This window comes from Pseudovibrio sp. Ad5 (assembly GCF_001623095.1).
Taxonomy (GTDB): domain Bacteria; phylum Pseudomonadota; class Alphaproteobacteria; order Rhizobiales; family Stappiaceae; genus Pseudovibrio.
In genome coordinates, this window is the sequence record NZ_LMCH01000066.1 from 1 (window position 1) to 25,843 (window position 25,843).

26 protein-coding genes are annotated in these 25,843 nt (G+C 50.9%); 14 read left to right on the top strand and 12 right to left on the bottom strand.

The features are described 5' to 3' along the window. Positions 1–1,071 precede the first annotated feature (1,071 nt). The gene (locus tag PsAD5_RS25055) at positions 1,072–1,542 is read left to right on the top strand and encodes a cupin domain-containing protein (protein WP_208988825.1); all 471 of its coding nucleotides are present in this window, start codon (positions 1,072–1,074) and stop codon (positions 1,540–1,542) included. Here the strand turns inward: PsAD5_RS25055 and PsAD5_RS25060 are convergent. Then, the gene (locus PsAD5_RS25060; RefSeq protein WP_208988827.1) at positions 1,535–2,512 is read right to left on the bottom strand and encodes an arginine deiminase-related protein; all 978 of its coding nucleotides are present in this window, start codon (positions 2,510–2,512) and stop codon (positions 1,535–1,537) included. The two genes, PsAD5_RS25055 and PsAD5_RS25060, sit on opposite strands and share 8 nt — an antisense overlap. Before the next feature lie 436 nt (positions 2,513–2,948). Between PsAD5_RS25060 and PsAD5_RS25065 the strand changes: the two genes are divergently transcribed. The 3 genes from PsAD5_RS25065 to PsAD5_RS25075 all read left to right on the top strand — a co-directional run bounded on the left by PsAD5_RS25065 (position 2,949) and on the right by PsAD5_RS25075 (position 5,695). Beyond that, a complete protein-coding gene (locus PsAD5_RS25065) occupies positions 2,949–3,542 on the top strand; it encodes an NAD(P)H-dependent oxidoreductase (protein ID WP_208988829.1) in 594 nt (197 codons plus the stop codon). Positions 3,543–3,606: 64 nt separating this feature from the next. Next, entirely contained in the window at positions 3,607–4,395 is a 789-nt protein-coding gene (locus tag PsAD5_RS25070) for a creatininase family protein (protein ID WP_063294120.1), read from the top strand. Between the two features lie 94 nt (positions 4,396–4,489). Beyond that, positions 4,490–5,695, top strand: coding sequence for a hypothetical protein (locus tag PsAD5_RS25075; protein WP_063294121.1), 1,206 nt, complete (start codon positions 4,490–4,492; stop codon positions 5,693–5,695). A 98-nt stretch (positions 5,696–5,793) separates the two neighbouring features. Here the strand turns inward: PsAD5_RS25075 and PsAD5_RS25080 are convergent, their stop codons facing one another. Both PsAD5_RS25080 and PsAD5_RS25085 read right to left on the bottom strand, forming a co-directional pair. Beyond that, positions 5,794–6,450, bottom strand: coding sequence for a nucleotidyltransferase family protein (locus tag PsAD5_RS25080; protein WP_208988831.1), 657 nt, complete (start codon positions 6,448–6,450; stop codon positions 5,794–5,796). A gap of 340 nt (positions 6,451–6,790) precedes the next feature. Further along, positions 6,791–7,462: a nucleotidyltransferase family protein gene (locus PsAD5_RS25085; RefSeq protein ID WP_208980862.1), complete on the bottom strand. Its 672-nt coding sequence runs from the start codon at positions 7,460–7,462 to the stop codon at positions 6,791–6,793. Positions 7,463–7,871: 409 nt separating this feature from the next. Here PsAD5_RS25085 and pyrC point away from each other — a divergent pair, with 409 nt between their 5' ends. Further along, positions 7,872–8,918, top strand: a complete 1,047-nt coding sequence (pyrC, locus tag PsAD5_RS25090; protein ID WP_063286651.1) for a dihydroorotase — start codon at positions 7,872–7,874, stop codon at positions 8,916–8,918. Positions 8,919–9,113: 195 nt separating this feature from the next. Beyond that, a complete protein-coding gene (locus PsAD5_RS25095) occupies positions 9,114–9,809 on the top strand; it encodes an orotate phosphoribosyltransferase (protein WP_057461032.1) in 696 nt (231 codons plus the stop codon). 142 nt (positions 9,810–9,951) lie between these two features. On the opposite strand, the gene PsAD5_RS25100 is transcribed toward PsAD5_RS25095, so the two are convergent. Continuing rightward, positions 9,952–10,491, bottom strand: coding sequence for a chloramphenicol phosphotransferase CPT family protein (locus PsAD5_RS25100; protein ID WP_063286650.1), 540 nt, complete (start codon positions 10,489–10,491; stop codon positions 9,952–9,954). Between the two features lie 408 nt (positions 10,492–10,899). On the opposite strand from PsAD5_RS25100, the gene PsAD5_RS25105 reads away from it, so the two are divergent. Further along, on the top strand, positions 10,900–13,773 hold the full coding sequence (locus PsAD5_RS25105; protein WP_063294122.1) for a M16 family metallopeptidase: 2,874 nt from the start codon (positions 10,900–10,902) through the stop codon (positions 13,771–13,773). Between the two features lie 51 nt (positions 13,774–13,824). On the opposite strand, the gene PsAD5_RS25110 is transcribed toward PsAD5_RS25105, so the two are convergent. From PsAD5_RS25110 to gstA, 3 genes are read right to left on the bottom strand one after another with little or no spacing between them, the layout of a single operon-like run. Next, positions 13,825–14,046: a tautomerase family protein gene (locus PsAD5_RS25110; RefSeq protein WP_057461730.1), complete on the bottom strand. Its 222-nt coding sequence runs from the start codon at positions 14,044–14,046 to the stop codon at positions 13,825–13,827. Then, positions 14,046–14,435, bottom strand: coding sequence for a nuclear transport factor 2 family protein (locus PsAD5_RS25115; protein ID WP_057461729.1), 390 nt, complete (start codon positions 14,433–14,435; stop codon positions 14,046–14,048). The genes PsAD5_RS25110 and PsAD5_RS25115 overlap by 1 nt, the downstream gene beginning before the upstream one ends. Beyond that, a complete protein-coding gene (gstA, locus tag PsAD5_RS25120) occupies positions 14,435–15,043 on the bottom strand; it encodes a glutathione transferase GstA (protein ID WP_063294123.1) in 609 nt (202 codons plus the stop codon). Before gstA ends, PsAD5_RS25115 begins: the two co-directional genes overlap by 1 nt. 128 nt (positions 15,044–15,171) lie before the next feature. Here gstA and PsAD5_RS25125 point away from each other — a divergent pair, with 128 nt between their 5' ends. Next, on the top strand, positions 15,172–16,053 hold the full coding sequence (locus PsAD5_RS25125; protein ID WP_063294124.1) for a LysR family transcriptional regulator: 882 nt from the start codon (positions 15,172–15,174) through the stop codon (positions 16,051–16,053). 30 nt (positions 16,054–16,083) lie between these two features. On the opposite strand, the gene PsAD5_RS25130 is transcribed toward PsAD5_RS25125, so the two are convergent. Beyond that, positions 16,084–16,875 (bottom strand): MBL fold metallo-hydrolase, encoded by a 792-nt coding sequence (locus PsAD5_RS25130; protein WP_084406049.1) that lies wholly within the window; start codon positions 16,873–16,875, stop codon positions 16,084–16,086. A gap of 114 nt (positions 16,876–16,989) precedes the next feature. Between PsAD5_RS25130 and PsAD5_RS25135 the strand changes: the two genes are divergently transcribed. Next, positions 16,990–17,982 (top strand): GlxA family transcriptional regulator, encoded by a 993-nt coding sequence (locus PsAD5_RS25135; protein WP_063294125.1) that lies wholly within the window; start codon positions 16,990–16,992, stop codon positions 17,980–17,982. On the opposite strand, the gene PsAD5_RS25140 is transcribed toward PsAD5_RS25135, so the two are convergent. Continuing rightward, positions 17,979–18,464, bottom strand: a complete 486-nt coding sequence (locus PsAD5_RS25140; protein WP_063286643.1) for a RidA family protein — start codon at positions 18,462–18,464, stop codon at positions 17,979–17,981. The genes PsAD5_RS25135 and PsAD5_RS25140 overlap by 4 nt on opposite strands. 81 nt (positions 18,465–18,545) lie before the next feature. After that, entirely contained in the window at positions 18,546–19,520 is a 975-nt protein-coding gene (locus PsAD5_RS25145) for a hypothetical protein (RefSeq protein ID WP_063294126.1), read from the bottom strand. Between the two features lie 371 nt (positions 19,521–19,891). Here PsAD5_RS25145 and PsAD5_RS27740 point away from each other — a divergent pair, with 371 nt between their 5' ends. The 4 genes from PsAD5_RS27740 (at position 19,892) to PsAD5_RS25160 (ending at position 23,180) form a co-directional block, all read left to right on the top strand. Beyond that, positions 19,892–20,203: a hypothetical protein gene (locus PsAD5_RS27740; RefSeq protein WP_063300249.1), complete on the top strand. Its 312-nt coding sequence runs from the start codon at positions 19,892–19,894 to the stop codon at positions 20,201–20,203. A 24-nt stretch (positions 20,204–20,227) separates the two neighbouring features. Next, entirely contained in the window at positions 20,228–20,680 is a 453-nt protein-coding gene (locus PsAD5_RS25150; protein WP_057461724.1) for a cysteine rich repeat-containing protein, read from the top strand. Positions 20,681–21,087: 407 nt separating this feature from the next. Beyond that, on the top strand, positions 21,088–21,360 hold the full coding sequence (locus PsAD5_RS25155) for a hypothetical protein (protein ID WP_082830561.1): 273 nt from the start codon (positions 21,088–21,090) through the stop codon (positions 21,358–21,360). Between the two features lie 41 nt (positions 21,361–21,401). Then, on the top strand, positions 21,402–23,180 hold the full coding sequence (locus PsAD5_RS25160) for a M10 family metallopeptidase C-terminal domain-containing protein (protein ID WP_153041422.1): 1,779 nt from the start codon (positions 21,402–21,404) through the stop codon (positions 23,178–23,180). Positions 23,181–23,230: 50 nt separating this feature from the next. Here the strand turns inward: PsAD5_RS25160 and PsAD5_RS25165 are convergent, their stop codons facing one another. Further along, on the bottom strand, positions 23,231–23,827 hold the full coding sequence (locus PsAD5_RS25165; protein ID WP_063294129.1) for a DJ-1/PfpI family protein: 597 nt from the start codon (positions 23,825–23,827) through the stop codon (positions 23,231–23,233). Between the two features lie 240 nt (positions 23,828–24,067). On the opposite strand from PsAD5_RS25165, the gene PsAD5_RS25170 reads away from it, so the two are divergent. Then, positions 24,068–24,544 carry a hypothetical protein gene (locus PsAD5_RS25170; protein WP_063294130.1) on the top strand — a complete coding sequence of 159 codons (477 nt, stop codon included), beginning with the start codon at positions 24,068–24,070 and terminating at the stop codon, positions 24,542–24,544. A gap of 38 nt (positions 24,545–24,582) precedes the next feature. Here PsAD5_RS25170 and gltS read toward each other — a convergent pair whose 3' ends face one another. Beyond that, positions 24,583–25,839 carry a sodium/glutamate symporter gene (gltS, locus tag PsAD5_RS25175; protein ID WP_208986409.1) on the bottom strand — a complete coding sequence of 419 codons (1,257 nt, stop codon included), beginning with the start codon at positions 25,837–25,839 and terminating at the stop codon, positions 24,583–24,585. Between the last annotated feature and the right edge of the window lie 4 nt (positions 25,840–25,843).

Genomic DNA, 25,843 nt, shown 5'->3' on the forward strand with positions numbered 1-25,843 from the left:
AAATCTTTGGTGTTCTGAAAAACGTAAACTAAGTCAGCTATTCCGTAACAGCGTCTTGTTACCAAGACACTCGCGAATAACCGCCGTCCACGTTTCTCTTTCTTCTTCCGTATTCAATTGTCAATGAACAGGGCTTTCACCCACACTCAAAAGAGTAAATCACTCACCAACTCAATCATTTCCGATCGAGCCTGAGCGATCAATCCTTTCGAGGAACTCAAGAGCGCATCGTGCCGTCGCCGGCAGCGCCGTCGCTCTCGATGAGCTGGGTTATAGGCCTGAGCCCTCCAACCGTCAACCAGAAAACGACAAAAAAACCCAAAAACATCACCCACCTATGTGTAAAACATACCTAATCCGCAGAAACCCGCCGTTTCAATTCCACACCGTCCCTGTGGGGGATAAATCTATCTAATCAATCTCCCCCAACGAGAGGTTTAAAGGCGCCTTATTTCCCCGTAATCACACCAGCCATTCTCCATGCTCCAACTCCCGGCCACCAAAGACTCAGGGAGAACATTACAGGAATAGACCGCGATCAAATCAGGCTGCACTCTCTCAGAACGCTGGCAAGCAGACTTCGGAGCAATCCGCGTTCTTTGAAAACTGAATAATGAATGAGGGTGCATGGTGGTCGTGGCACAGGCTGCAGCGCCTGAACTCGCCGAGATGGCATTAATGTGCTGAGACGCCCAATGGAAAGCCCCGCCATTGCGTTCGTTTGCGTGATTTTGCGTGAAACAGCGTTTTTGTGCGTTCAAATGTTCAAAACGGCAAGGAAACAGTGCGTTTGGGAAGACGGAGGACTAAGAACGGCATCATCAAACGCCTCCTGCTCCGACCAACTGAGAGACAGCACTTATCCTCCTTCTATCAAATCTTATAAACGCAAACCAAAAAACTATCCCCGCCGAAGTGGGCCTACTGCTTATAGAAATGGCGAAAAATTCTGCGAGATAATTTTAGTTGCTTCTTATCAGCTGGCTTCATGAGGAGTTTAACATGCTCTCAAATCCCGGCACCTTGGATTTTCAGTTGAGCTATGTTCTGGCCGGAACATTGGAGGTCCCTATGAAGACCATTATACTCGCTGCGACTACACTGTTTTTTGCAGGCTTAGCTCTTCCTTCTGCTCAGGCCGGACAATGTCCTCCTGGCCAGGAAGGTTCAGCCATTGACGATAGCGCTCCAACGGAAAACTATTTGGTAGAGACTGAAGAACTCGATGCTATCGATCTTGGCAAAGAGAAGGTCAACATCCCTGATCATAACCTTCGTATGCGGACCATTACGGTTCAACCGGGAGGGCACGTTCTTTTACATGGTCATGAAAATCGACCGGCTCTGGCGCTGGTCACAGAAGGCGAGTTTGTTGAGTATAGTAATGAATGCGGTGTGCCGGTCATTCATAAGCTTGGTGAAGTGATCAACGAAAACTCTGAGGTGCAGCATTGGGTCAAAAATAAAGGTGACACGCCAGCTGTTCTGACGGTCACCGATATTGTGGACTTAAACGATACTCAGCAGGGAAACTTTAAGTAGCTTCAGTTTCCAGCTCAGGTTCAACTTCGCGCAGGTTGAGATGGATGCCTGCCATAGCGCAGCGGGCTGAGCCGCCTGCTTGTTCAATGGTATCCAGCTTCAACTGAACAATCTTGGTGCTCTGCTCAATCAGATCGATCTGATCCTGATGTAAAGAAGAGTATGCTCCCTCGGACATAACAAGAAGCAAGCCTTCTGTTTTGCTATGCAACTCAATGGAACGTCCTGAACAGGCTTCAATTTGCTCGTTGTTCAACTGAACAACCTGACGTCCAGACTGCTCTAAACGGCGAAGGATCTCTGCTTTTATTGCAGGATCAGTGATCAAGTCTGATCCAATCAATGCGATGCCAGTGCCAATGCAAAGAATTTCATTGGTGTGAGTAACAGGCTTGCCATCAGTGTGTTGCGCCTGAAAAATCACAGGCTCATATTTGAAATGATCACAGAACTGTTCCAGAGCCTGCTGATTTGCATGACTTGACGGGACTGCATATACAACGCGCTCGACGTTATCGAACACCATTGCGCCCGTTCCTTCGAGGAACTGCTGCTCATCTTCCAGCTCTGAAAAATCAACTACATCCTGAACGCGGTATTCGGATTTAAGAAGCTCGATTACATCACTACGACGTTCTTTTCGACGGCTCTCCGCCTGCATTGGGTAGATGGTGACATAACCGCCTGCATGCGTTGATAGCCAATTGTTCAGAAAAACAGAGTGTGGTGTATCACGAGACTTATCTTCGAACAGATGAACATCAACACCATGCCTACTCAACTCATCTGCTGCGGCAGAAATCTCAACATATGCCTGTTCTGCAAAATCGATGTCTTTTTGAGATTCACCAATAAGACTGCGAGCACTGCTCTGAGCTGCATCTTTGCTTGTGCTGAAAAACAAAGGGCGGATCATAACAACGGCAGATGGAGCCTGAACGGATCGGAGAGTAGGTCTGTGGTTCGTCATTGGTTCTGCTTCTTTTTGATGAGTTACACAGTGCACCATTCATAGGGCGCAGATTATTTTTGGGAGGATTGGAAGCGGTTTTCATTTTTGATTGGCGATTTCGCTTCTTCTTACCGGGCTCATCTCCTCCTGATGGCTCGCGGCTTGTTTTCTGAATTGGTCTTTCAGAAAGTACGCACTAAAAAATATACAAAATTGTGTAAATATTGAGGCATTACCCAAAAAGCACCGCTGAGTAAGCATAGTAAAACCAAGAAATACGTAGATTTATACTATTATTATCATCACGTTACAGAAAACATTAGCTGAGTTAGGGAGGATTACGAACTAGACGATTTTCATGCGATCATGATGATGAAACTCAATGAGAAGCCAGCCTCAACTCATTTAAGGCGTGGTAGAAATTGATAGAAAAACATTTGAACCGGATAAGAACATGCATACGCTGATCGTCTATTGCCATCCAAACTCTGAAAGTTTCAGCAAGGCTGTCCTTGAACAGGTGGTAAAGACACTCAGGCTTCAAGACGTCAGCCTGGATCTCATTGATCTTTATGAGGAGGGTTTTCAGCCAATTTTAACCAAGGGCGAACTGGATAGCTATTTGGATACCTCCCTCAACCAGCAAGGTCTTGAGCACCACATTGACGCGTTGCAGCGCTGCGACACGCTCATCTTCATTTATCCAACCTGGTGGTATGGCTTGCCTGCCATGATCAAAGGATGGCTTGATCGCGTGCTGGTACCGGGTGTTGCTTTTAAGCTGACTGAAGAGGGGGCGATCAAACCAAATTTGCAGAACATTAAGAAACTTGCCGTTTTTACCACCTGTGGTGCGCCAAGATGGCTTAGTTTTCTTATGGGTATGCCCGGCAAGAAAACCGTTTTGCGGGGCGTGCGTGTGCTTTGCAACCCATGGGTAAAAACCAGATACGCTGCCCATTACAACATGGACAGCTCTACTGAAACCTCAAGGCTTCGCCATTTAAAGGTGATTGATCGAAAAACCCGCAGCCTTTGCAAAGCTTAGCCCCTCTTCTCAGGCCAAACCAAAGATGGCCTGCGGACAGCGACTGACTCTAGAGGTATCTGCCATGTTTCCTCGACGCTATTGGATGGATTTTAAAACCTCAGACTTTGAGAATATTGATGCTCAAAGGACGATTGCGATTTTGCCGACAGCTGCTGTTGAGCAACATGGTCCCCATCTCCCGCTTGGAGTGGACACATACATTAATGAGGGTATGCTTGAGACCTTGTGCGCCCGTGCACCGGAAACGCTGGACTTCCGTATTTTGCCTTTACAATGCATTGGGAAGTCTGATGAGCATATTCATGCGCCCGGGACACTGTCGCTAAGAGCCGACACAGCGGCAAAACATTGGATCGACATTGGCACTTCGGTTGCGGCCTGTGGCATCCGGAAAATGATCATTGCCAACTCTCATGGCGGGAACCTGGACTTGATCGGCATTGTCGCGCGGGAGCTTCGCATTCGCTGCAAGATGTTGGTTGGCAAATGTCATTGGTCCAGCTTGGGAGCGCCAAAAGGGCTGTTTAGCGAGGAAGAACTGAAGTTTGGGCTGCATGGAGGCGATGAGGAAACTTCGTTGATGCTGCATTTTCGGGCAGACCTTGTTGACATGTTGCATGCACAAGACTTCCGCTCAACAGCTCAAGATCTTGATGAGAATGCCCGGCTGGGGCCAACCGGGCTCCCTTCTTATGGCTGGATTGCTTCTGATTTGAACCCGCATGGGACAGTGGGAAATGCTGCAAATGCAAGTTCAGAAAAAGGGCGTTTGACCGCCGAGCATCAAGTGGATGGTTTTATTGAGTTTTTACAAGAGACAGCGGATTTCGACATCAATCGGTTTGATTAATGTTTCCTGTTGTTAGCTTTGGCGAAATTCTTTGAGGCAACCAGGAGAACCTGTTTTAATTGGTTTTAGTCAGTACTGTATGTGGAGTCGAGCAATGCAATTTCTAAAAGTGATTTCAGTTTTTTTGCTCACACTTTTCAGTACGCCAAGTATCAGTTTTGCAGCAGACAGTCTCAGCCTTTCAGGCGGGCAACAATGGCTTGTTTTTGCCAGCAAACAGGATGCGACCGAAGCTGTGCAGCTGGCGGAAGGCTTTCAAGAAGCTCTGCAAGGGACACCCTATCAGGATAAAGTGCGGGTGGTTCGCTCAGAAAACGGCTGGTTTGGAGTGGTTGTTGGCCCTGTAAACTTTAAAAATCTGCAACTGGCACGCCAGCAGATTTCGATTGATTTGCCTGAGGATGCTTATCTGTCTCACGGGCGCCGCTACTTGGAGACTGTTTGGCCCGCCAGAAACTTGCGTTTTGGAGAGTTTGAAGCGCAGAACCATTTTTCTCTGAAACTCGAAAAGCTGCGTGTTGATGCGGGCCTCATCACGGAACAGACTGACCCGAATGATGAATTCTCAAAGAATTCAAAGGTACAGGTTGTTGGATGGACCGGGCAGAATAAAGTGTTCTCGTTTGAGACGGAGCCAAGTTATTTTCCTCAGTACGGCCAGAGCGTTGAGGTTATTCGTCTTGCCAAGGAGACTGAGTTTCCTCAGGTCGTGATCAAGCAGTTTACGGGCGGGGCGCATTGCTGCGTGGAGCAACAGATCATCACGCAAAATCGAGAAGGGAGCTGGGTGATGGTTCAGGGTGCGGTGCTGGATGGCGGGTATGGCTATAGCTTTGAGGACTTGGATGGTGACGGCACACTTGAGCTTGTGAGTGCGGACAACAGCTTCTTTTATCTTTTCGCGCCATACGCAGGCAGTTTTGCGCCGCTTTACATTGAAAAGCTCTACTACGACGAAATCACCGATGTGAATATGGACCCAGTCTATCAGGCCGCTTTTCGTAAAGAACTGGCCTATCTCGAGGAGTTAGCTGGCTCTGAGAAGTCGCTTTGGGGCGAGAATGGTTTCCTTGCAGGTTGGGCAGCTCTTCGGGCGCGGTTGGGAGACGGGATGGCGGCTGTCGCACAAGCCACAGAGAGAAGCCGGAGTGATCAAGAAGATTTCCGGAAGTATGCCTGCCCGGATGGAGCGCCAAGTTCAAAGTGCGATTACGAGAATGCAGTTGCTCTGCCGTTTCCGGTTGGTTTAACCGTACATTTGATAGGAAGAGGCTATTTGCTAGTTCAGCCGCTTCGTTAGGACACAGTCCATTCACGTGCGAAGATCTATCTCTTTGTTTGCACACGTATTCCTGCCTAGAGGCCGGAACACCTTTTGGGAAAACGCCCCAGCAAAAGCTATCTGAGAACAACTCCCGGCCACATGGCTTCAACGCGGCGGAGTTTATAGAGGAAGTGCTCTTCGTCGCAGTATCCGGTATTGCGTTCCATCTTCATTGAAAAAACGCCAGACAAACCGAACGGTGCCAGAACGGTGAAGGTTCCGTTGGTCTCCAAGCGGACGCCGAGCGCATAGGTTTGGACGGGATCGCGTACCAAAGCTTCTGCAGTGCATGTGACTGGTGTTCCATTGCTCATCCGCTCGCTATCATGATGGATGACATGGCCTGCCTGATTGGACAGGTGCACCTGATAAGGCCCAGCGCTCAGGATCTGACGGATATGGCGCAGGTAGGTGGCTTCTTTTTCGAGGGCTTGCTCTGATGGATCGTAGTAGGTGATGTAGAGCTGGTGATTGCCAGCCATGGCGGGCTTGCCCTTCAACGCAGTCCAAAGAGGCCATGCGATGGAGGGGCCGGAGATGCACCAGTCCGGCAGGCGGAGGGATCTGATGCCCTTCATTGCGGAAATCAGATGCGCGTTGGAGCGCAGGACCAGCTCAAGTAACCGCTTGCGATCCTCCTCACTGGTGAGTTGAGGGTCCGCGAGCGTTGCCTGATCCAGGTACTCCAAGTTGGCATTGGCCAAAGCTAAGTGACGCACTAATTTTGGCATAGCCCTGATGACGCCTGCACCGGTTCATTTCAGAGTATCGGGTGATCAAACCGGATCACTGGTGATGCTCTGACACTTCATGTTTATGCATATCCTGATCCGAGGACTGGAACCCATGCCTCGGGGAGATGCTCTACTCTTTCTAACTACTAAAAGATTCCAATGAGATAATCCATTGGTGGGTTGGGCCTTGGTAAACAATGTTGAGGATCAATTGCGGGTCGCTTGTTGTTATGGCTCGGTTCGTTATCTCAATTCTTACAAGTGGTTGGCGTGCAAAAGCCCACTTTTGAGATCGAAAAGCGGGCTTTTGGGTAGGCGGATAAAATTTGGGGGCAGCCTACCAAGGGACGATTGTTAGTTCTGGCCAGTGCTTGGTGAGACGGTTGGCTTTGCGGGTGAAGGTTTCTTCGTTGGGCAGGACTTTGTTTGGGAGCATCTGCATTTGGAAGATGGGTTCCAGTCCGAAGGGGGCTTCGATCTGCAGGCGGTCATCGTCGTGCAGGCGGGCGGCGACGGAGTGGGTTGTTGAAGCGTAGTAGAGGAGAGACTCCAGCGAGCAGCCTAGTTTGGGGTAGTCCATGCCGAAGTGCTTGGGGAACCAGAGGTGCACGCGGGCCTGATTGCGGATTTCAACTGGAAGCCCCAGCGGTTCGCAAGCTTTGGCGAGGCTGGTGATCACACGGTCTTCGGCCTCGTAGGACGTGTCAGCCTCATCATGGTAGATCAGGTCGTAGTCTTTGATGCCGTGTCCGGCCTCCCTGCCCGTCAGTGCGTTCCAGACACTTTGGTAGATTGCGCCTGACGCGAGCCAGGCATCTGGCAACCGGGCGTCACGCAGGGTCTTCAGCAGATCATAGAGCACGGTTGAGCGGATGACCTCTTCGATAAAGTACACGCGCCCCTGCTCACCTGCGCCATGGTGAACAGGGGAAACACGTGATGGCAAGGAGGTGATCTTCTCCTTGAGAGTTGAATGGCCGGATGAGGCGAAGGTCGTGAAAACTGACATGGACACGATTTTCATTTGAAAGAGATCAAGCTGTGAAGACTGCCGTAACGACTCGCCTGCAAAAACCAGAACTAAAAGTGAATTAACTTAGTACATAACAGGAACATTATGATAATCCACCCACCAGATCAATCCATGTAAATTTGGGGCTTGGCGACCTGTGAGAATTGACAGGTAGATTCGCATAGGATTTGTGCGGGGCACTTTGAAACTATGAAGATGTGGATAGTGGGAAGTACCTAGCTGCGTACTTTTCGCAATGTTACGCAGCGCATTTCACCCGAAGGGCTAGTTCCCATAACTACGTATTTGTGCGAGATGCTCGAAAGCATCAGTTTTTCCTTGAGATTTGGTGGCATTGGGCAGTAAACCGGTGTCGCGCAGCCTTTCGACCACACGGAGCATGAAGATGACCGAGACCCGCCTGACCATTAGACGGCCTGATGACTGGCACCTGCACTTACGTGATGGCGAGATGCTGAAGGCCGTTCTGCCGTCAACTTCTGCAAACTTTGGCCGCGCGATCATCATGCCTAATCTGGTCCCACCTGTTGTCACCAGCAAGGATACTGCCGGGTATCGGGATCGCATTCTGGCAGCCATGCCAGAGGGGCACGACTTCACTCCCCTCATGACGCTTTATCTCACAGAGACCACCGATGCGGATGATCTGGAGCAGGCAGCCAAGTCTGGTCTGGTGACTGCGGTGAAGCTTTATCCTGCTGGCGCGACAACCAACTCACAAAGTGGTGTGCGCGACTTTGATAAGGTGGCGGGTGTTCTGGAACGCATGGCCGAGATCGGTTTGCCGCTTCTGGTCCATGGTGAGGTCACAACGTCTGACGTGGACATCTTTGATCGTGAAGCAGTGTTCATTGAGACTGTGCTGGACCCGATCCGCCGCAAGTTCCCTAAGCTGAAAGTGGTGATGGAGCACATCACCACGGAAGAAGGCGTCAATTATGCCAAGTCTGGTGGTGACAATCTGGCGGCGACGATCACCACGCACCACCTGATCATCAACCGGAATGACATTCTGGTCGGTGGCATCAAGCCTCACTTCTATTGCCTGCCTGTGGCGAAGCGTGAGAAACACCGCCTTGCGCTGCGTGCTGCGGCCACTTCTGGCGATGCCCGTTTCTTCCTTGGAACGGACAGCGCCCCGCATCTTGACCAGAACAAGCTGTGTGAGTGTGGCTGTGCTGGCATCTTCTCCGCACCAAATACCATGAGCTGTCTGGCACATGTGTTTGAGCAGGAAGGCGCACTCGACAAGCTTGAGGCATTTTCCTCTCTCAATGGTCCGGCGTTTTATGGCATGGCACCAAACGAGGCGACCATTGATCTGGTAAAGGCCGATGAAAAGGTCAGTTACCCGCCGAGTATTCCAACACCGGACGGGCCGGTGACCCTCTTCAATCCGGGATTTGATATATTCTGGAAGGTTGAGACCTAAAGATGAGTTTCAAAGCAGTTTGCACCTAATATGGCCGGGGCAAGCTGCTTTTTTTTGACGTGAATGCGTGCGATGCCAGCTCCCTGTCATCCCACACATTCCAGATCTTTGTTTTCGCGCGTATTCTTATCCGAAAACCGGAACCACTTTTCGGGAATACGCTCTAAACCACCTACTGTGACTTGAGGGACAGCGATGTTTTCCAATTCTTTTCCTGACCGCGAAGTGATGGCGGAACTGACCGCAAAAATGCTCATGGAAATCAAGGCGGTGAACTTCCGTCCAGAAGAGCCGTACATTCTGGCATCCGGTCTTGCGAGCCCGGTTTACATCGACTGCCGTAAACTGATCTCCTACCCGCGCATTCGTGGCACCCTGATGGAGTTTGCCGTGGCAACCCTGCTGCGTGATGCGGGCTTTGAGAAGTTTGATGCGATTGCAGGCGGTGAGACGGCTGGTATTCCGTTTGCTGCGTGGATTGCAGACAAAATGGCACTGCCAATGCAGTATGTGCGCAAAAAGCCAAAGGGTTATGGCCGTGATGCGCAAATTGAGGGTGATATTCACGAGGGGCAGAACGTTCTGCTGGTGGAAGACCTGACCACCGATGGCGGGTCCAAGATCAAGTTCTGCGAAGCGCTGCGCAAGGCGGGTGCTGAAGTGACCGACACGCTGGTGGTGTTCTATTACGACATCTTCCCGGAAACGAAAGGCAAGCTGGCAGAACATGGTGTGAACCTGCACTACCTTGCCACATGGCACGACATCCTGCGCGTTTGCCGCACAAACGATTACTTCTCAGCTGAGAAGGTGAACGAAGTTGAGAAGTTCCTCAATAATCCGCTGGAATGGTCCGCCGCCAACGGTGGTGTCAGCGAACTGCCGCTCTAAGCGGTTCTTTAGCCAGACATATTGGTTTCATGAAAACGCAGGGCCTTTGCTCTGCGTTTTTAGTTGGCAGGCTTAGCCGTATTAACAACTCTAATTCAGTTTCAAAGCCTCAGCCATCTAAACCATGCAACAATCGGCACCCTCACCGCGTCGCAAATTCAGATTTTCTAATGCCGGAGCGCCACCCTTCAAGAATGGCTGTTACATTGTGTTCTGTTGATGCGGTGTTTCTGATCTCAAGATCGTAAACACGATCAACATGGACTGAGTGGAAATCTTGCTCTGCACTCCCGATGGGTCGGTCTCCTCTGGCGATTTCACGTTGCTTCAACGCTTCTAAATCACAATGCAAACCAACAAAGTATACATCAAACGGCTGAAACAGCTCTTTTAGCTCCGGAAGCCAATCAGGATTGTCGAGAATATGCTCCACAATCAGATTATTGCCAGCATGGGCATACGCAGCTAGTGATGCGTGAAAGCCTTCAAAGAATGCTTTTCTCAGGTTGGACCAATTAAAATCCCCATTTTTGAAGCGTTTCGTCGGCAGTACTCCCCCATCCCGCAGATGATCGATTGAAATATGCCAGAACGGCAGCTCAATCGCGTTTTGCAGCGCAACTGCAGTGGTTGACTTTCCGCTACTTGAGGGACCGTGCAGAATAATAATTTGCCCGTTCATATTGGTATTCCATAAAAAATCAAAAGCTTAGAAATGCGGACTGATCTCATAAATCCAGAGAGCCCGTGGATGGCGAGTCAGCCAACCAAAATCATTGCACACTTAAATCTGATACCAAACCAACCATAGTTTTTTATCCACCTGCGCTGCTTTGCCACAAAAGCAACATGAACCAAAAGCATATGAAAAACAGCAAAGTTTATGATAATTACGCAGATGTAGCTTTTATGAGGTGAAGACCTCGCGGGTACTCGGGTTCAGCTTAGGAATTATTTTGTGACGGGCTTCAACAAAGTCTGCAAAACCTGCGCGCTGAAGCATGGGGGTGTGCTTTCGTGAACATCTTCACACCGGGAACACCAATACAAGAGCACATAGGCAATTTGGGCAGGGCGCAGGGAAACAACAATGCACGTAATCAGACACCTTATGGTGCCAGCACTGCTGAGCACTGGACTGGTCTTTTCTGTTCCTGTTTATGCGCAGGATGCCGCGGCCCCTCAGCCCAAGCCGGCGTTGCAGGTTGCTCAAGATCAGCAGTCCTATTGGTTTCCTGAGACTGACCTTAAACTGCATCCCAGAATAATCTCTCGTCAGCTGCCCAATGGTATGCGGTATTTGCTGGTTCAGAGCCAATCCCCCAAGAACCAGATTGAGGTTCGTATGGCGGTTGATGCTGGCTCTTCCTTGGAAAAAGGGTTGGAACCGGGTGCTGCTCACTATTTGGAGCATATGGCGTTTAACGGTTCTACCAATGTGCCGGAAGGCGAGATGGTGGCCTTGCTGGAGCGCGCGGGACTGGCGTTTGGCGCTGGAACCAATGCAGCGACCACATTGAACAGCACCACATACCGCCTTTCCCTGCCCTCAGCTGATGCGGAGTTGCTGGACACTGCGCTGTTTATTATGCGTGAGACAGCAAGTGAACTGACGCTCTCAACAAGTGCTATTGACCGTGAGCGCGGTGTTGTCGCCTCTGAAGTGCGCGGCAATTACGGTCCGAGCTATGACGCGCTGGTTGCCAGATTTGATTACCTTTATCCGGGCATTAAACAGCGCACTTTGCTGCCGGTTGGCACAATGGACGGCATTGATGCCGTTGACCAGGCAACCCTGCGCGATTTTTATGAGAGCTATTACACGCCCGGTCGGACCACAGTGGTTGTGACTGGCGATATTGATGTTGAAGCAACAGAAGCTGCTATTCAAAAGCACTTTGCGGATTGGGAGCGCCCTGCGAATGCAGAGCAGCTGGACAGCGAAGAGCCGGATTTTGGGAGATTGAAGGTTGCCGAAGCCCCGCGTGCTGCGCTTTTTGTAGAACCGTCTTTGCCTACCGTGTTGAGCATCTATCTCGTCAAACCTTCTCAAGAGCTGATTGATAACCAACAAAACCGCATTCAGAACACGCTGCGCAGGATCGGGATCAGTATTTTGAAAGAGCGGCTGCGTGATGCAGCCCTTGCCTCTCACGATACTATGGTCACTGCCGGCACGGATTATTACAGCGAGGACTTTGCCGACACCGTTGTTGCCAGCGCGACCGTTGCCACCGACAAGTGGCAGGACGGTTTTGCGTTGCTGGAGCAGAAACTTCGGCAAACACTGGCTTATGGCGTGACACAGGAAGAAGTTGACCGGCAGTTGGTGAACCGGCTCAACTCGCTGGAAGTTGCGGTGAAAGCGGAAGAGACTATTCCAAACCGTGCAATCGCCAATATACTCGTACGCGATGTGCTCAATGAGAGTGTCACCACATCCTCTGCTGATGATCTGGCCTTCTTCCAGAAACACTTTTCTGATCTGAAAGCGCCGCAAGTCTCAAAAGCACTGCTTGAGCTTTGGGAAGGCGCAAAACCAAACCTGTTTATGACGACTGCCGAGGCCTTTCCAAATGCTGAAGAGACCATTCTTTCCGTGTTTGAAGAAAGCCAGAAGCAGCCAGTTGCAGCCTTTGAAGCCAAGTCGTTGACCAGCTTTGACTATGAAAGCTTTGGCCCCAAAGGCAAAGTTGCCCAGCAGACAATCAGCAGTTTTGGGCAAATCCGCTCTTACACTTTTGAAAACGGCGTGGTGCTGAACTTCAAGCGGACTGACTTTGACAAGGGTAAGGTGTTTGTGTCTCTGCGCACGGGCCGCGGTATTGAAGACCTGCCGGCTGATAAAGATGGCTTGGCCGGTTTCTTCCAGAGCGCGTTTATTGTTGGTGGTCTTGGCAAGTACTCGGTCGCTGATCTGGACAAGGTACTTTCTGGTACTCAGGTTGGCGTTGGTCTTTCCTTTGGCGAAGATGGTATTTCCGGGCAATACGGAACAACGCCGGACGATCTGAAGCTGCAATTGCAGGTGGTCGCAGCGTATTTGACGGATCCGGCTTATCGTCCTGAGGGGCAAGCGTTTTACCAAAAGAGCCTGAAAGAGACCTACAAGAACTCCCGCAGTTCTGCTGAAGCTGTTCGTGGCCGCGAGTTCTCCCGCATTTTGCATAGCGGCGACAAACGCTGGGGTGCAGGAAGTGAAGAAGATCTGCTGGAGCGGAACTATGAGGAGTTGAAGCCAATCATCTCCCGCATCGCACAAAAGGGCCCGATCGAGATTGGTATTGTAGGCGATCTTGAGGTTCAAACCGCTCTGGATGCGGTTGCCGAGACTTTCGGCGCTTTACAGCAATCCTTTGAGGCTCCAAAGCATAGCTACGCAACTGGTATTGAGTTTCCAGAGGCGCAGGCTGTATCTTTGACCCATGAGGGTGACAGTGACGCGGCGCTTTTGCAGCATTATTGGAAAACCAGCGATGATGCAGATGCAACGCAGAGCTATACGCTGCAGTTGTTGCAGGGCGTCATAGAGCTACGCCTGCGCGATAAACTGCGTGAGGCTATGGGCGCGACTTACAGCCCTTATGCGTTCAGCATGAACTCCAATACAATCAAAGGCTTCGGCTATATTGGAATGTCCAGCAAGTTGAAACTGGATGATGTGGATGCGGCGGAGACTGTTTATCAGGATATCGTCAAAGAGCTGCAGGTGAAGGGCAATATCACAGCGGATGAGTTGCTGCGTGCGCGCCAGCCTATTCTGGAAGCCATGAACAATGCCGAACACAGCAATGGATTGTGGTTTGAACTGGCAAGTCAGGCTGTAAGCTATCCTGAGGCGATCCAGCGCTATCAGAATTACACGACAATTCTGGAGCAGATCACCCCGGACGATCTAGTCGTGACAGCATCGGATTTTCTGGTGCCAGACCGGAATGTGACGCTGAAGATTCTGCCGCAATAAGGCGAACTGAAAAACGCAGGGTTTGGGCCCTGCGTTTTTGCTTGAGGTGTTTTAAGAGACCTGCTGGCGATACTGGATGACTGGCAGGCCGCCAATGCCCCAGTCTTCAAGAGCAACCTCATCAATCACCACAAAGGTCGTGCTTGGCTTTTTGTTGAGCACGCGGGACAGAAGCTCTGTTACGCCTTGGATCAACTCGGCTTTTTCGTCTGCGGTTGGGCCTTTGCCATCCGGTCCACCTTCCCTGGTGATCTTGATGTTTACATATGGCATCAGCTTGCCTCCGGCTTTGCGATGTAGGTGAAGATCTTGGTCATGATCCGCCAACCGTGCTGGTCTTTGGTCAGAGTGAGGAAGTCCAGATACTCGCGGTTCATCATGGTCATTGAGGCTTTGACGAAAGCCATTTGAGAGCCGCCGAATTCCATAGAGTGGATGCGGTCCTGTCGCGGCTCCCCTTTGCTTGCGGGCGGGATACGGCGATCCACCATTTCGAAGTACTCGCTCAGGGACTTATGCATGTAGTCCCCTTCGATCATGTTGACGTAGCGCGCATCGGGGTGGAATACCTCAGCCAGAGCCTTGGTATCGGCGTGATAGAGGCCGTCAAAATAGCCTGTCATCACTTTCTGAACTTCTGCAATGGCTTGTGGGTTGCTCATCAGATCAGGCCTTCAGCTTTCATTGCTGCCTGTGCCGATGGGCGCTGGCTTGTGCGCTGGACAAAGGCAGCGAGGGACGGCCAGTTGATCAGATCGACGCCGACGAAATTCGACCAGTTGCAGACGACGAAAAGATAAGCATCTGCAACAGAGAACTCCGCGCCCAGGAGATAGGCTCTGCCGTCACTGAACAGAGCCTCCAGATAGTTGAACTTGGCGGCAACGTTCTTTGCGGCCTTTTCCTTGTCCTGTGTGGTTGCTGATGCGGTGAAGAACGGGGTGAATGCTTTATGGAGTTCTGAGCTGGTGAAGTTCAGGTACTCCTGCAAACGCGTACGGGCAACGGTTCCAGCTGCTGGAGCAAGCCCGTGTTGCGGGTGATTGTCTGCTAGGTATTGGAGGATTGCAGCGCCTTCGGTGAGCACTTCTCCTGAAGCCAGTTGGAGGGCCGGAACATAGCCTTTCGGGTTGATGGTTTTGAAATCTACGCCCGTGCTGGTCTTCCCTGCATCTGTGTCTACGCTGTCGATCTCGTAGGTGGCTGCGATCTCATTCAGCGTGATGTGTGTTGCCAGGGAACATGCGCCGGGTTTGTAAAACAGTTTCATTGGAAGCTCTTTCCTCAAGGTGTTTGTTATCAGGCTTTGAGGAAGTAATGCCTCTCATGATTAATTGATAATATTGAATATTCACGATAATGATTAGAAATTCAGATCATGTTGGATGAACGTATTTTATGACTTATGAGCAGCTGGTTGTTTTGCATGCGATTGTGACAGAAGGAACTTTTCGCGGTGCGGCGGATCGCTTGCACAAGTCTCAGTCCGCCATCAGCCACATGCTCAAGAAGTTAGAGGCCGAGATTGATATGGTTCTGCTGTCCAGAGAGGCGTATCGGCCTAAACTGACGCCTGCGGGAGAGGTCTTTTACCGGCAAGCCATCCGCGTGATGCAGCAGATGAATGAGCTGGGTAGTCTGGCGAAAACGCTGAATGCAATACAGGAGGCTGAAGTCTCGCTGGCGATTGCGGCAACGTTGCCGTTACAGCGCGTTCTTGAGGTTATTGGCCATGTGCGGGCGAAGTTCCCTGCAACCCATATTCACCTGTCGCGCGAGAGCATGAGTGGTCCGATTGAACGGCTGCTCCACGATCGGGCTGATATTATTATCGCGAGCATGGATGGTGTGCCCGTTGAACAGGTGGAAGCAGTGTCTTTTGCGGATGTTACCATCCTACCTGTTGCGCACCCCGCGTTTGAACCTGCACAGAGTAAGCATATGAAAACCATAGCTGAAATGCAGACATATACGCAGATTATCGTGGCGGACAGCGGCAGCGGGGCTCTCAGCCAAAGCCGGGATTTGTTGCCGGGTGGTTTGCGTTGGACGGTCACGGACTTTGCGGCCAAGAAGGAGATCCTGCAGGCCAAACTCGGTTGGGGCGGCATTCCCGAACATATGATCATCGAGGAACTGGCGCGTGGCGAACTGGTTCAGTTGAACGTTGAAGGCTTCCAGCCACGCCAGTCCCGCCTGTTTCAAATCCGCAAGCGCGACAGAGACGTTGGCGTTGTCGCGCAAGCCATCTGGGATGACCTGATGGGAACCGAGAGCTGAGCAGGCACGCGCCGGATCGCCTCATTGTGGTCAGGCGAACTCCGGCTGTTTGTTGAACGTGAGTGTTTCGCCGTCTGCCGGGATCAGGAGTTTGTCACTGACACCAGATTTTTGCGCCAGATCCCGTAGTTGCGTTCGCTTTACAGGGCAATGGTTTATGGCTTCCAGATGGTTTGCGATAACTTGTCCCGGCGCTAGTCTGATGAACTCCATGATCTCATCCAGCGACATGAGGATGTCCTTGCCGATATCCAGACTTGCGTTGCCTGCTGCGACAACTGCGATGTCGGGCCTCAGGGTTTTGAGGCAGTGGCGGACATCTTTGGTGAGGACAGTGTCGCCGGAAATGTAGAGCGAAGGTGCATCGGGCAGCTCGAGAAAGTAACCCACGCCGGGGCCCATGAATCTCGCAATCCAGCCGTAGCCGTGAACCGTTGGGATTGGGGTGATGTAACCGTCGAAGAAGGGTTGGCGTTGCTCATCCTTCAGCGGCACGGTGGGAATTCCCCTTTTCCCAATGAAACTCTCATCATCCAAACGGCAGTAGGTCGGGATTTTCTTGGAGAGCAGAAGTTTCTTTGCTGCGCCATCCAAATGATCTGAATGGCCGAGCTGACAATGCGTTACCAGTGCCGCAGTAAGCCCTTCAAGGTGCTGCTGCGCACCATCAGGCAGCGGAACCATCGGATTTCTCCGGCTTTTATGTCGGATGAAGCTGTAGCTTGGCAGTGATCCAACCTTACCCAACATGGGATCAACCAGTATGCGGTGTTGCTTGTGCTCAATGATGAGGGTTGCATTGCGAAGAAAGTGAAGTTTCATCCTGACCTACTGCTCTAACCTGACCTTGGTCCGTTGATCCTAGTTTTTGGCAGGAAATTTGATATAGTCCGACTAGACACAAATCATACATAATCCGCCACATGAGATTTGAGCATGACTTCAACCATTGCGATTTTGCTGCTGGAGAACTTTCTGGGGCTCGCAGCCTTTGGGTCCGCAGACATGTTCAAGACTGCAAACCAGATTGCAGAGGTGCGTGGCGACGAGGTCATGCCGTTTCAGGTCCGGACTTACTCATTAGATGGCGAGCCTGTTCGATCTTCAAACGGTATTTTGGTGACACCCGATAGCTCCTTAGAGGAGATTTTTGCGCCTGATGTGGTGTTTCTTCCCGGCATTGGCACGACCTCAGCGCCGCAATGTACGATCAGCACAAACTGGTTCCGTGGTGTTGCTGAGCAACTTCAACGCCATTCTCAAAACGGCAGCATCATTGCTGCGAGTTGTACCAGCACGTTTCTACTTGCTGAAGCGGGACTGCTGGAGGGAAAGCAAGCCACAACAACCTGGTGGAAGCAGAAGGAATTTAGCGCGGCTTATGAAGGTGTGGAGCTGGCCGGTGATGAAATTCTCGTTGATGCAGGCAATGTCATTACCAGCGCTGCGGGCACTTCTTCTTTGGACCTTGCACTACATCTCATCAACCGGCTGGAAGGCCCTGCCCTTTCCAGATTATGTGCGCGATTTATGGTTCTTGAAGAAAACCGAGGCTTGCAGCAGCCCTTCATGATCCCGTGGCATGAAAAAACACGGGATGAGACGATTGAACGTGCGGACCAATGGGTGCAGAACAATTTGTCCTCACGCCCCCTCAAAGTACAGGAGCTTGCTGGCTTTTTGGGTATGAGCACACGCAGCCTGTTGCGGCACTTTAAGCGAGAACTGTCACTGTCTCCGCAGCAATTCATTTTGAACATCCGCTGTGAGCGTGCGAAGTCTCAGTTGGAGTATACGACGACACCAATAGCCACGATCTCTGAGGCACTGGGCTATTCTGACGAGAACGCGTTCAGACGCTCGTTCCTTTCGCAGGTTGGCGTCTCACCAGCCCAGTACAGGCAGAAGTTTCGCAGGCAAGCACCTTAATCAGCAGGTGCTTTTTCTGGCACAATTGCAATCGCATCCACTTCAAACTCAATGATTTCCGTTGCGAGGACCGGCACTGGAATGAGTGTGCTTGCTGGTGGGCTGGCACCAAAGATTTCGCGGCGCTTTTTGTTGACATAGTCCAGTCTGGACTGGTCATGATCTTTAATCAGTACGGTGATTTTCACCGTGTCTTCCACGCTGCTCCCAGCAGCTTCGAGCGCTTTGATCAGGTTGTCGAACGTTCGGTCGACCTGTTCCTCAAAGGTGTTTGATCCATCCTTGGAAATGCCCACCTGACCCGCCACATATGCGATGCGAGCACCCGGAGCGACAACGACAATCTGCGCGTACCCAGACTTAGTTGAATCTGACAGGGTGTCAGGATTGATGATGGTCTTCTGGTCAGTCTCTGCAGCCAATGCTGAGCCACTCAACAAGATTGCAGCGCACATTGCGAGGGCTTTGCCTGTGGTTTTCATGGGGCACTCATTTCCTGATTGTGTCGTTCTGTCGTAGGCGGCGTGTTGGCCAGCGGCGATTAGCTCAGCTTGCGCCTAAGGTCACTTTTTGCCGGATTTGCCTTTGGGTGGTGCTTTTGCCTTGGGCTCTACTTTGAAGCAGGCTTTCATCTTTTCAACTTCACCCTTCAGCTTCGGAATATCTGAGCGCACAGACTTTACCTTGCCGTTCTTGAGAGCGGTCTCGACCTTCTTGATCAACTTGTTTGCGGAGGCTTTGTGTTTGTTGAACTCGGCGACTTTGTCCGGATTATTCAAAGTACCCAGCTTGCCAGACAGGTTTTTGATGTTCTTTTGGGCATCCTCGACAGCAGCTTGATATTCTTTCTTCCGTTTTGCGATGTCCTCACTGTTACCAGGTCGCAAATCGAGCATCACGGTTTTGGCTTCTTCCAACTCTTCTTCAGCTTCGAGGAATTTGTCAGCTTCCAACGTCTTCAAAGTTTGATCCAGCCCATCTCTGGCTTCTGAGTAGATATCCTCAAACTCTTCGCGGGCGTTCTCATCCTGAATTTTTTCTTTTTCCTTACCCAGCTCGCCCAGTTCAGCCTTGGCAGCATCAATTTTCTCACGCAACTCGGCGTAGGCCTCTTCCGGATCTTTTGCTGCGGAGTAATAAGCTGCTTCCAGCGCATCCCTCATGAACTCAAGCTGGTCCACGGCGTCACTGATTGCGCCTCCAGCATCGCCACTGCCCATACTGGCCTGTGCTTTGTCGATATTACTATCGACTGCAACATAGGCCTGATCAAAGTGTTGGAGGTGCACCGCAAGCTCTCGGTCAAGTTTCGCCTTGCCGGCAATCTCAGATCGCCTGGCATATGTATCCTTCAATGTTTTGCGTAGGTAATTGATGTGATCCGCGACAGGCGTTTTGCCATCAATGCGCAGGTTCTCTTTGGGTTCGCGCTCAAAATTTTTCGTCGGACCAGTCCACTTGAGGTTACAAGCGCTTAGTACATTTTCCACCCAGGCTTTGACCTCTGGTGACATGGTTTGTGCGTCTACATCCGGCATTCAGCAACTCCAGACCAATGCGGTGACAGCTTAATTTCTTTGCGACCCATTATGCTTAGCTAGAAAGCTCATGCCTCCATATATGAGAGTTTGAGTGAAAACAGCTTGAAGGAGATCTCTCAAGCTTTGAGCAAACTTGAAGCGTTCACCCCATAAAAACTTGATGCTGACTTGAACAGGTGCCCCACGAAGTGGCCTGAGGTTTTGTATGACTAAAACGCGAGGAGCCTCTGAAAGATAACTCTAACGTTTGTCCTTAAGCATCTTCAAATGCGTGGAAGCCGACGGCTGAAGCGATTGGCAAAAACCCAATGCACCCGTTCATCGGACTGGTTTGGTGCCAAAGACCACATCAACTCAGGGAAACAAACATGCGACTGAAACTACTCGCAGCAGCGGTCATCGCAGGATCACTCGGCTATACCAGCCAGATCGACTTTACCGAGCTTCCAACAGGCGTGGCTCTCCTCTTTTCTGTCGGCAAAGCTAACGCCCAAAACCCTCATCTCAATCAATCAAGACGCGTATCACGGCGAACATCTCGCAGAACATCCAGACGCACCAACTATCGTCAGTCCATATCTGGCTGCAGCCCATACAATTCTTACTACAATTGTGGCGGCGTCTATTACAGACCTGTCCTTCAAAACGGCGTGACTGTCTATATCGTTGTTAATCCGTAATTTTTCTATTCTGGAGACCCCAAAATGATTAAATCACTCGGAGCTGTCTTGTTCGGTCTTGGCTTGTTGGTTGCGGCCACCGGACACAATGCGATGGCGCAGGATACAGCAGGAAAGAATGCAGCCCAAGGCGTTTTTGAAGCCTGTGAACCAGAGATAAAATCTCATTGTAAGGAAGTGACACCCGGAGAAGGTCGCATTTTTGCATGCATGTATGCCTACGAGGATAAACTCAGTAAGCAATGCTCCACTGCGATTGATGATTTCGCCGATGCCCTGGACTTTTTCTTCGCGAACGCCAGACAGGCTCTGGCAATTTGTGCTCCAGATATTGAAGCTCAGTGTTCAGAAACAGAAGTTGGCGGTGGTCGTGTTCTAACCTGCCTGAGTGAAAAGCAGGACAAGGTTGGCGCTGAGTGCAAAGAAGTGATCGAAGTCTTCAGTGAGAAGTTTGGCCTGAAAGATGAGGACTCTTGATTGCCGTAGCGTAGATTGCTGGCTGATTAGAAAAACAATTAATCAGCCAGCTCATCCACGTGAAATCTAATGAATAAAACTAACCCAACCACCATAGGCGCAATATAATTACATTAATTGACGTAATTTTAGTTGATAATAATACACGATAAATCTACCTAATCTATCATTTATGCCAGATCTTTGATGAATAATGCTTTTTGCATGTATTCACCTAAGGATATTTCGTTTTTCTGCCCCTTCGTCAACTGTTAGAAAATTCACGTACGCATGATCATTACATAATGTGTGGGAGGCCATCGGTAGACGTCATTTCTACCGGTCATGAATAACTATTGTTTGTTGCCTGACCTGTGTTTTGCTCTTCTCTGATGGTCCATGAGCTTTTGAACTGGATGCTGTGACACATGAAGAACGCCAGATTGCTTATTGCGGTTGTTGCTTTCTGTTTCTCCGCTTTCGGCGTGAGAGCCTCAATGCCGGTTAATCCTGACCGGCCCTACTCAGACCCCACTTGTTCCTATGCCATTGAACGGTTGAAGGAGGCTGTGGCTGGCAGCCCCTTGCAAAGCAGCAAGGAGCAACAGCGGACTGTTCAATATGCCATTGAGCAAGTGGAACGTGCGTGCCTGGAAGATGCTGGGCGGACGGACGACCTTCCGAAGCCCCAGCGAAAATGAACTCATTCATCTGAATGTCCATTTTAAGCTGGAGAAACATAATGACAAATCTCTATGAGACCAGAGATGCCGCAGACAACGCGTCTACATCCTACCGTTTAAGGGATACGGGGCAGGATGCGCAGAGATCGGACAACAATATCTTCGAGACAGTTCAGGGCACTATTGCCAGTGACGGCGACCACGACTGGTATGAAGTTGAGCTGGTTGCCGGGCAGACTTACACCTTTGCTGCTATTGGCACTTTTGATGGCGAAAGCCGCTTGGTTGACCCTTATCTGCGCCTGCGGGATTCCGATGGGAACTTGTTGGTGGATGATGATGACGGCGGACCGGGCACGCACTCCACCATTACGTTTACCGCAGCAACCAGCGGAACTTTCTATCTTGATGTGGCGTCCTATGGTGATGAAGGCACCGGCCAGTACGGCTTGTCTGCTGTGGAAGGCGACAAAGCTTATTATGACGGCAATATGGGTGCTGGTGCCTTGCTTCGCCCTGGCCTCTCATGGAGTGGACCGGGTACAGCTGCGACAGTGACTTATGGCTTCCGTGAGAACAACAACGGGGTTGAAGACACGTTTGCGCATGTCATTGATGAGCAGATTGCAGCTATTGAGAAGGTGTTGGCCTCCTACTCAGAAATTGCCAATATCTCGTTTGATCGGGTGAACCCGGGCGGATACACCGACGATGCGACCATGCTGTTTTCCAACTACAACTCCACCACGGATGGTGCTGGTGCCTATGCATACTATCCAGGTTCGCCGGACGCTGGTGAAAATGAAGGCGACGTTTGGTTGAACACGAACAGTGTTTCAACTGATGAGTTGCCAACCGGCTCTTACAGCCACTTTGCTGTGATGCACGAGATCGGCCATGCTGTGGGGCTGGCCCATCCGGGGGACTACAACGCTGGTCCGGGTGTTCGCATTACTTATGATGAGCATGCTCAGTTCCGTCAGGATACGCAGCAGTATTCTGTGATGAGCTATTTTGATGAGAGTAATGCCGATTCCAACCTCGGTTACGGCGGTTTCCCGGATACGCTCATGCCGCTGGATGTTCTGGCGCTTCAGCAGCTTTACGGGGTGAATATGACCACCCGTGCGGATGACACGGTCTACGGCTACAACTCCAATGCTGGTGGTGCCTATGATTTTTCCGAGGGCATGCCCAGCGCGGTGACCATTTGGGATGCCGGTGGTAATGACACCATCGACATGTCAGGTGCTGGTAAGGTCAACCAGATGATCAGCCTCATTGATGGCTCCTTCTCCGATGTGGGTGGTGGCCTAAGTAATCTGGCAATTGCTTACAATGCCGTTATTGAAAACGCGATTGGCAGTGGCGGTAATGACACCATCATGGGCAATGCGGCTGGCAATACTCTAGTTGGCAAAGCTGGCAATGATACGCTGCTCGGCAACGGTGGCAAGGACAAGCTGATTGGCGGAAACGGTCACGATACCCTGCGTGGTGGCTCTGGTAACGATGTGCTGAAAGGCGGTGCCGGGGACGACACTCTGGACGGAGGCTCTGGTGCGGACAAGTTGATTGCAGGTGCTGGTGACGACACGCTCACAGGCGGTTCAGGCTCTGACAACTTCTGCTTCTTCAATCTGGGAGGTGATGACACCATCAACGACTTTGAACTTGGCAGTGATCTCATCATGATCAAGAGCCGCATGGCAGAGTTTGCCAACCTCACCATCTTTGACGATGGCGGAGATACCGTGATCACCTTTGGAACAAACTCCATTTCTCTGGTGAATGTGGATGCTGCACTCCTTGGCGAAAGCGACTTTGCTTTCGTGTAGTCAGCAGAAACTGGTCAGTGCCCTATCAACCCAGGGCACTGACTCAGGTTTTAAGAGGTAGCCTCAGCCATTGCTGGTTCCAAATGCTCTGCGCCAAGCATGGCCTTAAACTGCTGAAGAGCGTCAGTGGCGAGCCCGGCGGCTTCAAGAACAGCTGCTGAAAAGGATACCGGGGCCGTTCCAGGAGCGGAAATCACACCACGATCCGAGATGGCGGATGCACTTGACTGGTAGTGTTCAGCACCTTTGTAGTTTTTCGCATTTTGCTGCAGGAATTCTGCGTTGTTTGATGTGTGTCTCGCTTCATTTAGCAGACCTGCTCTGGCAAGAGCCAATGTGCCACCGCAAATTCCAGCTACAGCACCACCGCGCTCGTGGTGAGCCCTGAGCAGATCTGCGATATCCGGAGCCTGTTCAGTTTCCCAGATTGTTCCCCCAACAACGACAATAACACTTGGTTCAAACGTCCTGATCTCATCCAGCTTACGCGAGACAATCGCAGCCAGCCCGCCTTGCGATTTCACTTCACCGACCTGAGGGGTGAAGAACTCAACCTGCATGCCGAAAAATGGGCCGCCAGTGCCAGCAATCAATGCGTATTCCCAATCGGCAAAGCCTTGGGTGAGGATCACTGCAATCTTCGTCATTTCAAATATCCTTTTGAACAATCATCCGGGTTGATCGCCATCGCTTACAATAGATTCTGTTCACTATATGTTCCAGAGACAGGATTGGCTATCCCTTTCTTATGAGAACGACAAAACAGATGCTCTTGCTTCCATACAGGCAGATTTCTTTGATCTGAACTACCACATCAAATCCCAGGGATTTAGGTCTTGGCTGAGATGTGTTGCCCTGTGAGTTCAAGTTGAGTTGGGGAGGCATAAATGGGGCAATGGAAACTTCCTGTTCAGGCTGCGATTGCAGCACTGATGATGGGGTGTGCCACGTTTGTTGCTTTTGCAATTGATGGCAAGCCGCCACAGCATTATCCAGAGCTGGTCGGGCAATGGGTGGTGATCAAGAAAGATGCTGTTTACTGGCATCGGGATATCCAAAGTCAGGAGAACGGACCTTCTCATTTGCGAATAGATGAGCAAACAGGACCGGTGCTGGAGGGAGTTTTCTTCTGGCAGGTCAGTCCCGGGTCCGGGCGAGATCATGATGGGCTGTCCGAGGTCTCAAAATCCAAAGAGCCTGTGATTGGGATGATCGGATGGGATGGCGCGTCCATTACACTTGTTGAGCACCCTGACACAGGCACTATGCAGGGGCGCATGATAAACTCTGACACAATGGAGCTGGTGCACTATGAGGCCGGACCGTATGCAACGATCTCGCGATATTTGCTCGTGCGACCTTAATTACTCCAGCCATGTTTTGAACTTCAACTTCATGCTCATCAAAGCGCAATCAGGTTTGAGATCACCCAGGTGTTCATCAGGTCAATGAAGAAGCCGCAGGTGAGTGGCACAATGAGGAATGCTTTAGGCGATGCACCAAACTGACGGGTGACGGAGGTCATATTCAACACGGCTGTGGCCGTGGAACCGAGCGCTATCCCGCCAAAGCCTGCTGCGATAACGGCTGCATCATAATCCTTGCCCATGGAGGTGAAGACGATAAAGAGTGCATAGCTAATGGCAAGCGCGATTTGCAGAGACATCACCAGTGCGACGAAGCCCATAAACTGCCAGACCACCAACAGGTCCATGGTCATCAGCGCGATGCTGAGGAAAATACCGAGGCTGATGTCTGAGATCATCGCCATGCCTTTTTCGCGGCCAACATTGTCGTAGTTGCGAAACAGCAGGCGGCCCACGTTGTTTATGATGATGCCTGCGACAAGAATTGGCACGAATACCGGAATAACGACACCAGCTTCCTGCAGGCCAAGATACATCATGTAGCCGATGAAAATTGCCATGTTTATGAAGAAGACGGCGCCCAGAACATCGTAGTAGTGCAGATTCAGCTTACCATCATCCTTGAAATTCTGCCCGACAGCTTCGTCTGTGCTAAGGGATCCTGCCAGTTTATGCCGTTTCATGAGGTACTGAGCAATTGGTCCGCCGATGATACACGCAGACACGATGCCAACAGTGTTACAGGCAATGCCGATCTCCTGCGCATTTGCGACGCCAAGTTCTGAAGCAAAAATTGGTGCCCATGCAAGCGTTGTCCCTACCCCACCGGATAGCGAGACTGACCCGGCGATGATGCCTGTGTGTACTGGATAGCCATAGACGCTGGCCGCCCCCATACCGACAAAATTCTGAACACCAAGAAACACCGAGGAAATGATGATGAGAATGACAAGTGGTTTGCCACCTGTAAGAAGGTCACTCACCTTTGCACGAAGGCCAATTGCCGCGAAGAAATAAATCAGAAAGAAATCAATCGGTTCTGTCGAGAATTTAAGTTTCACACCCCACCAGACCGTCAGCACAGTAACAAGAATGGCGCACAGCAATCCGCCAGCCAGAGGGTCAGGGATCGTCAGTTTGCGAAGGGCTACACTTTTTCGAACGAGCTCTCGTCCGACAAACAAAACAAGGATTGCAATTGTGATTGTCGTAAATGGATCAATCTCAATTAGTTCAGGTTGCGCACCTTCCATACGGGCCTCACTGTTCACCAGCCTTGGTTCTATCAGCATGACC

Coding starts and splice junctions, on each gene's coding strand:
- PsAD5_RS25055 (WP_208988825.1), top strand. CDS start 1,072: ATGAAGACCATTATACTCGCTGCGACTACACTGTTTTTTGCAGGCTTA.
- PsAD5_RS25060 (WP_208988827.1), bottom strand. CDS start 2,512: ATGACGAACCACAGACCTACTCTCCGATCCGTTCAGGCTCCATCTGCC.
- PsAD5_RS25065 (WP_208988829.1), top strand. CDS start 2,949: ATGCATACGCTGATCGTCTATTGCCATCCAAACTCTGAAAGTTTCAGC.
- PsAD5_RS25070 (WP_063294120.1), top strand. CDS start 3,607: ATGTTTCCTCGACGCTATTGGATGGATTTTAAAACCTCAGACTTTGAG.
- PsAD5_RS25075 (WP_063294121.1), top strand. CDS start 4,490: ATGCAATTTCTAAAAGTGATTTCAGTTTTTTTGCTCACACTTTTCAGT.
- PsAD5_RS25080 (WP_208988831.1), bottom strand. CDS start 6,450: ATGCCAAAATTAGTGCGTCACTTAGCTTTGGCCAATGCCAACTTGGAG.
- PsAD5_RS25085 (WP_208980862.1), bottom strand. CDS start 7,462: ATGTCAGTTTTCACGACCTTCGCCTCATCCGGCCATTCAACTCTCAAG.
- pyrC (WP_063286651.1), top strand. CDS start 7,872: ATGACCGAGACCCGCCTGACCATTAGACGGCCTGATGACTGGCACCTG.
- PsAD5_RS25095 (WP_057461032.1), top strand. CDS start 9,114: ATGTTTTCCAATTCTTTTCCTGACCGCGAAGTGATGGCGGAACTGACC.
- PsAD5_RS25100 (WP_063286650.1), bottom strand. CDS start 10,491: ATGAACGGGCAAATTATTATTCTGCACGGTCCCTCAAGTAGCGGAAAG.
- PsAD5_RS25105 (WP_063294122.1), top strand. CDS start 10,900: ATGCACGTAATCAGACACCTTATGGTGCCAGCACTGCTGAGCACTGGA.
- PsAD5_RS25110 (WP_057461730.1), bottom strand. CDS start 14,046: ATGCCATATGTAAACATCAAGATCACCAGGGAAGGTGGACCGGATGGC.
- PsAD5_RS25115 (WP_057461729.1), bottom strand. CDS start 14,435: ATGAGCAACCCACAAGCCATTGCAGAAGTTCAGAAAGTGATGACAGGC.
- gstA (WP_063294123.1), bottom strand. CDS start 15,043: ATGAAACTGTTTTACAAACCCGGCGCATGTTCCCTGGCAACACACATC.
- PsAD5_RS25125 (WP_063294124.1), top strand. CDS start 15,172: ATGACTTATGAGCAGCTGGTTGTTTTGCATGCGATTGTGACAGAAGGA.
- PsAD5_RS25130 (WP_084406049.1), bottom strand. CDS start 16,875: ATGAAACTTCACTTTCTTCGCAATGCAACCCTCATCATTGAGCACAAG.
- PsAD5_RS25135 (WP_063294125.1), top strand. CDS start 16,990: ATGACTTCAACCATTGCGATTTTGCTGCTGGAGAACTTTCTGGGGCTC.
- PsAD5_RS25140 (WP_063286643.1), bottom strand. CDS start 18,464: ATGAAAACCACAGGCAAAGCCCTCGCAATGTGCGCTGCAATCTTGTTG.
- PsAD5_RS25145 (WP_063294126.1), bottom strand. CDS start 19,520: ATGCCGGATGTAGACGCACAAACCATGTCACCAGAGGTCAAAGCCTGG.
- PsAD5_RS27740 (WP_063300249.1), top strand. CDS start 19,892: ATGCGACTGAAACTACTCGCAGCAGCGGTCATCGCAGGATCACTCGGC.
- PsAD5_RS25150 (WP_057461724.1), top strand. CDS start 20,228: ATGATTAAATCACTCGGAGCTGTCTTGTTCGGTCTTGGCTTGTTGGTT.
- PsAD5_RS25155 (WP_082830561.1), top strand. CDS start 21,088: ATGAAGAACGCCAGATTGCTTATTGCGGTTGTTGCTTTCTGTTTCTCC.
- PsAD5_RS25160 (WP_153041422.1), top strand. CDS start 21,402: ATGACAAATCTCTATGAGACCAGAGATGCCGCAGACAACGCGTCTACA.
- PsAD5_RS25165 (WP_063294129.1), bottom strand. CDS start 23,827: ATGACGAAGATTGCAGTGATCCTCACCCAAGGCTTTGCCGATTGGGAA.
- PsAD5_RS25170 (WP_063294130.1), top strand. CDS start 24,068: ATGGGGCAATGGAAACTTCCTGTTCAGGCTGCGATTGCAGCACTGATG.
- gltS (WP_208986409.1), bottom strand. CDS start 25,839: ATGCTGATAGAACCAAGGCTGGTGAACAGTGAGGCCCGTATGGAAGGT.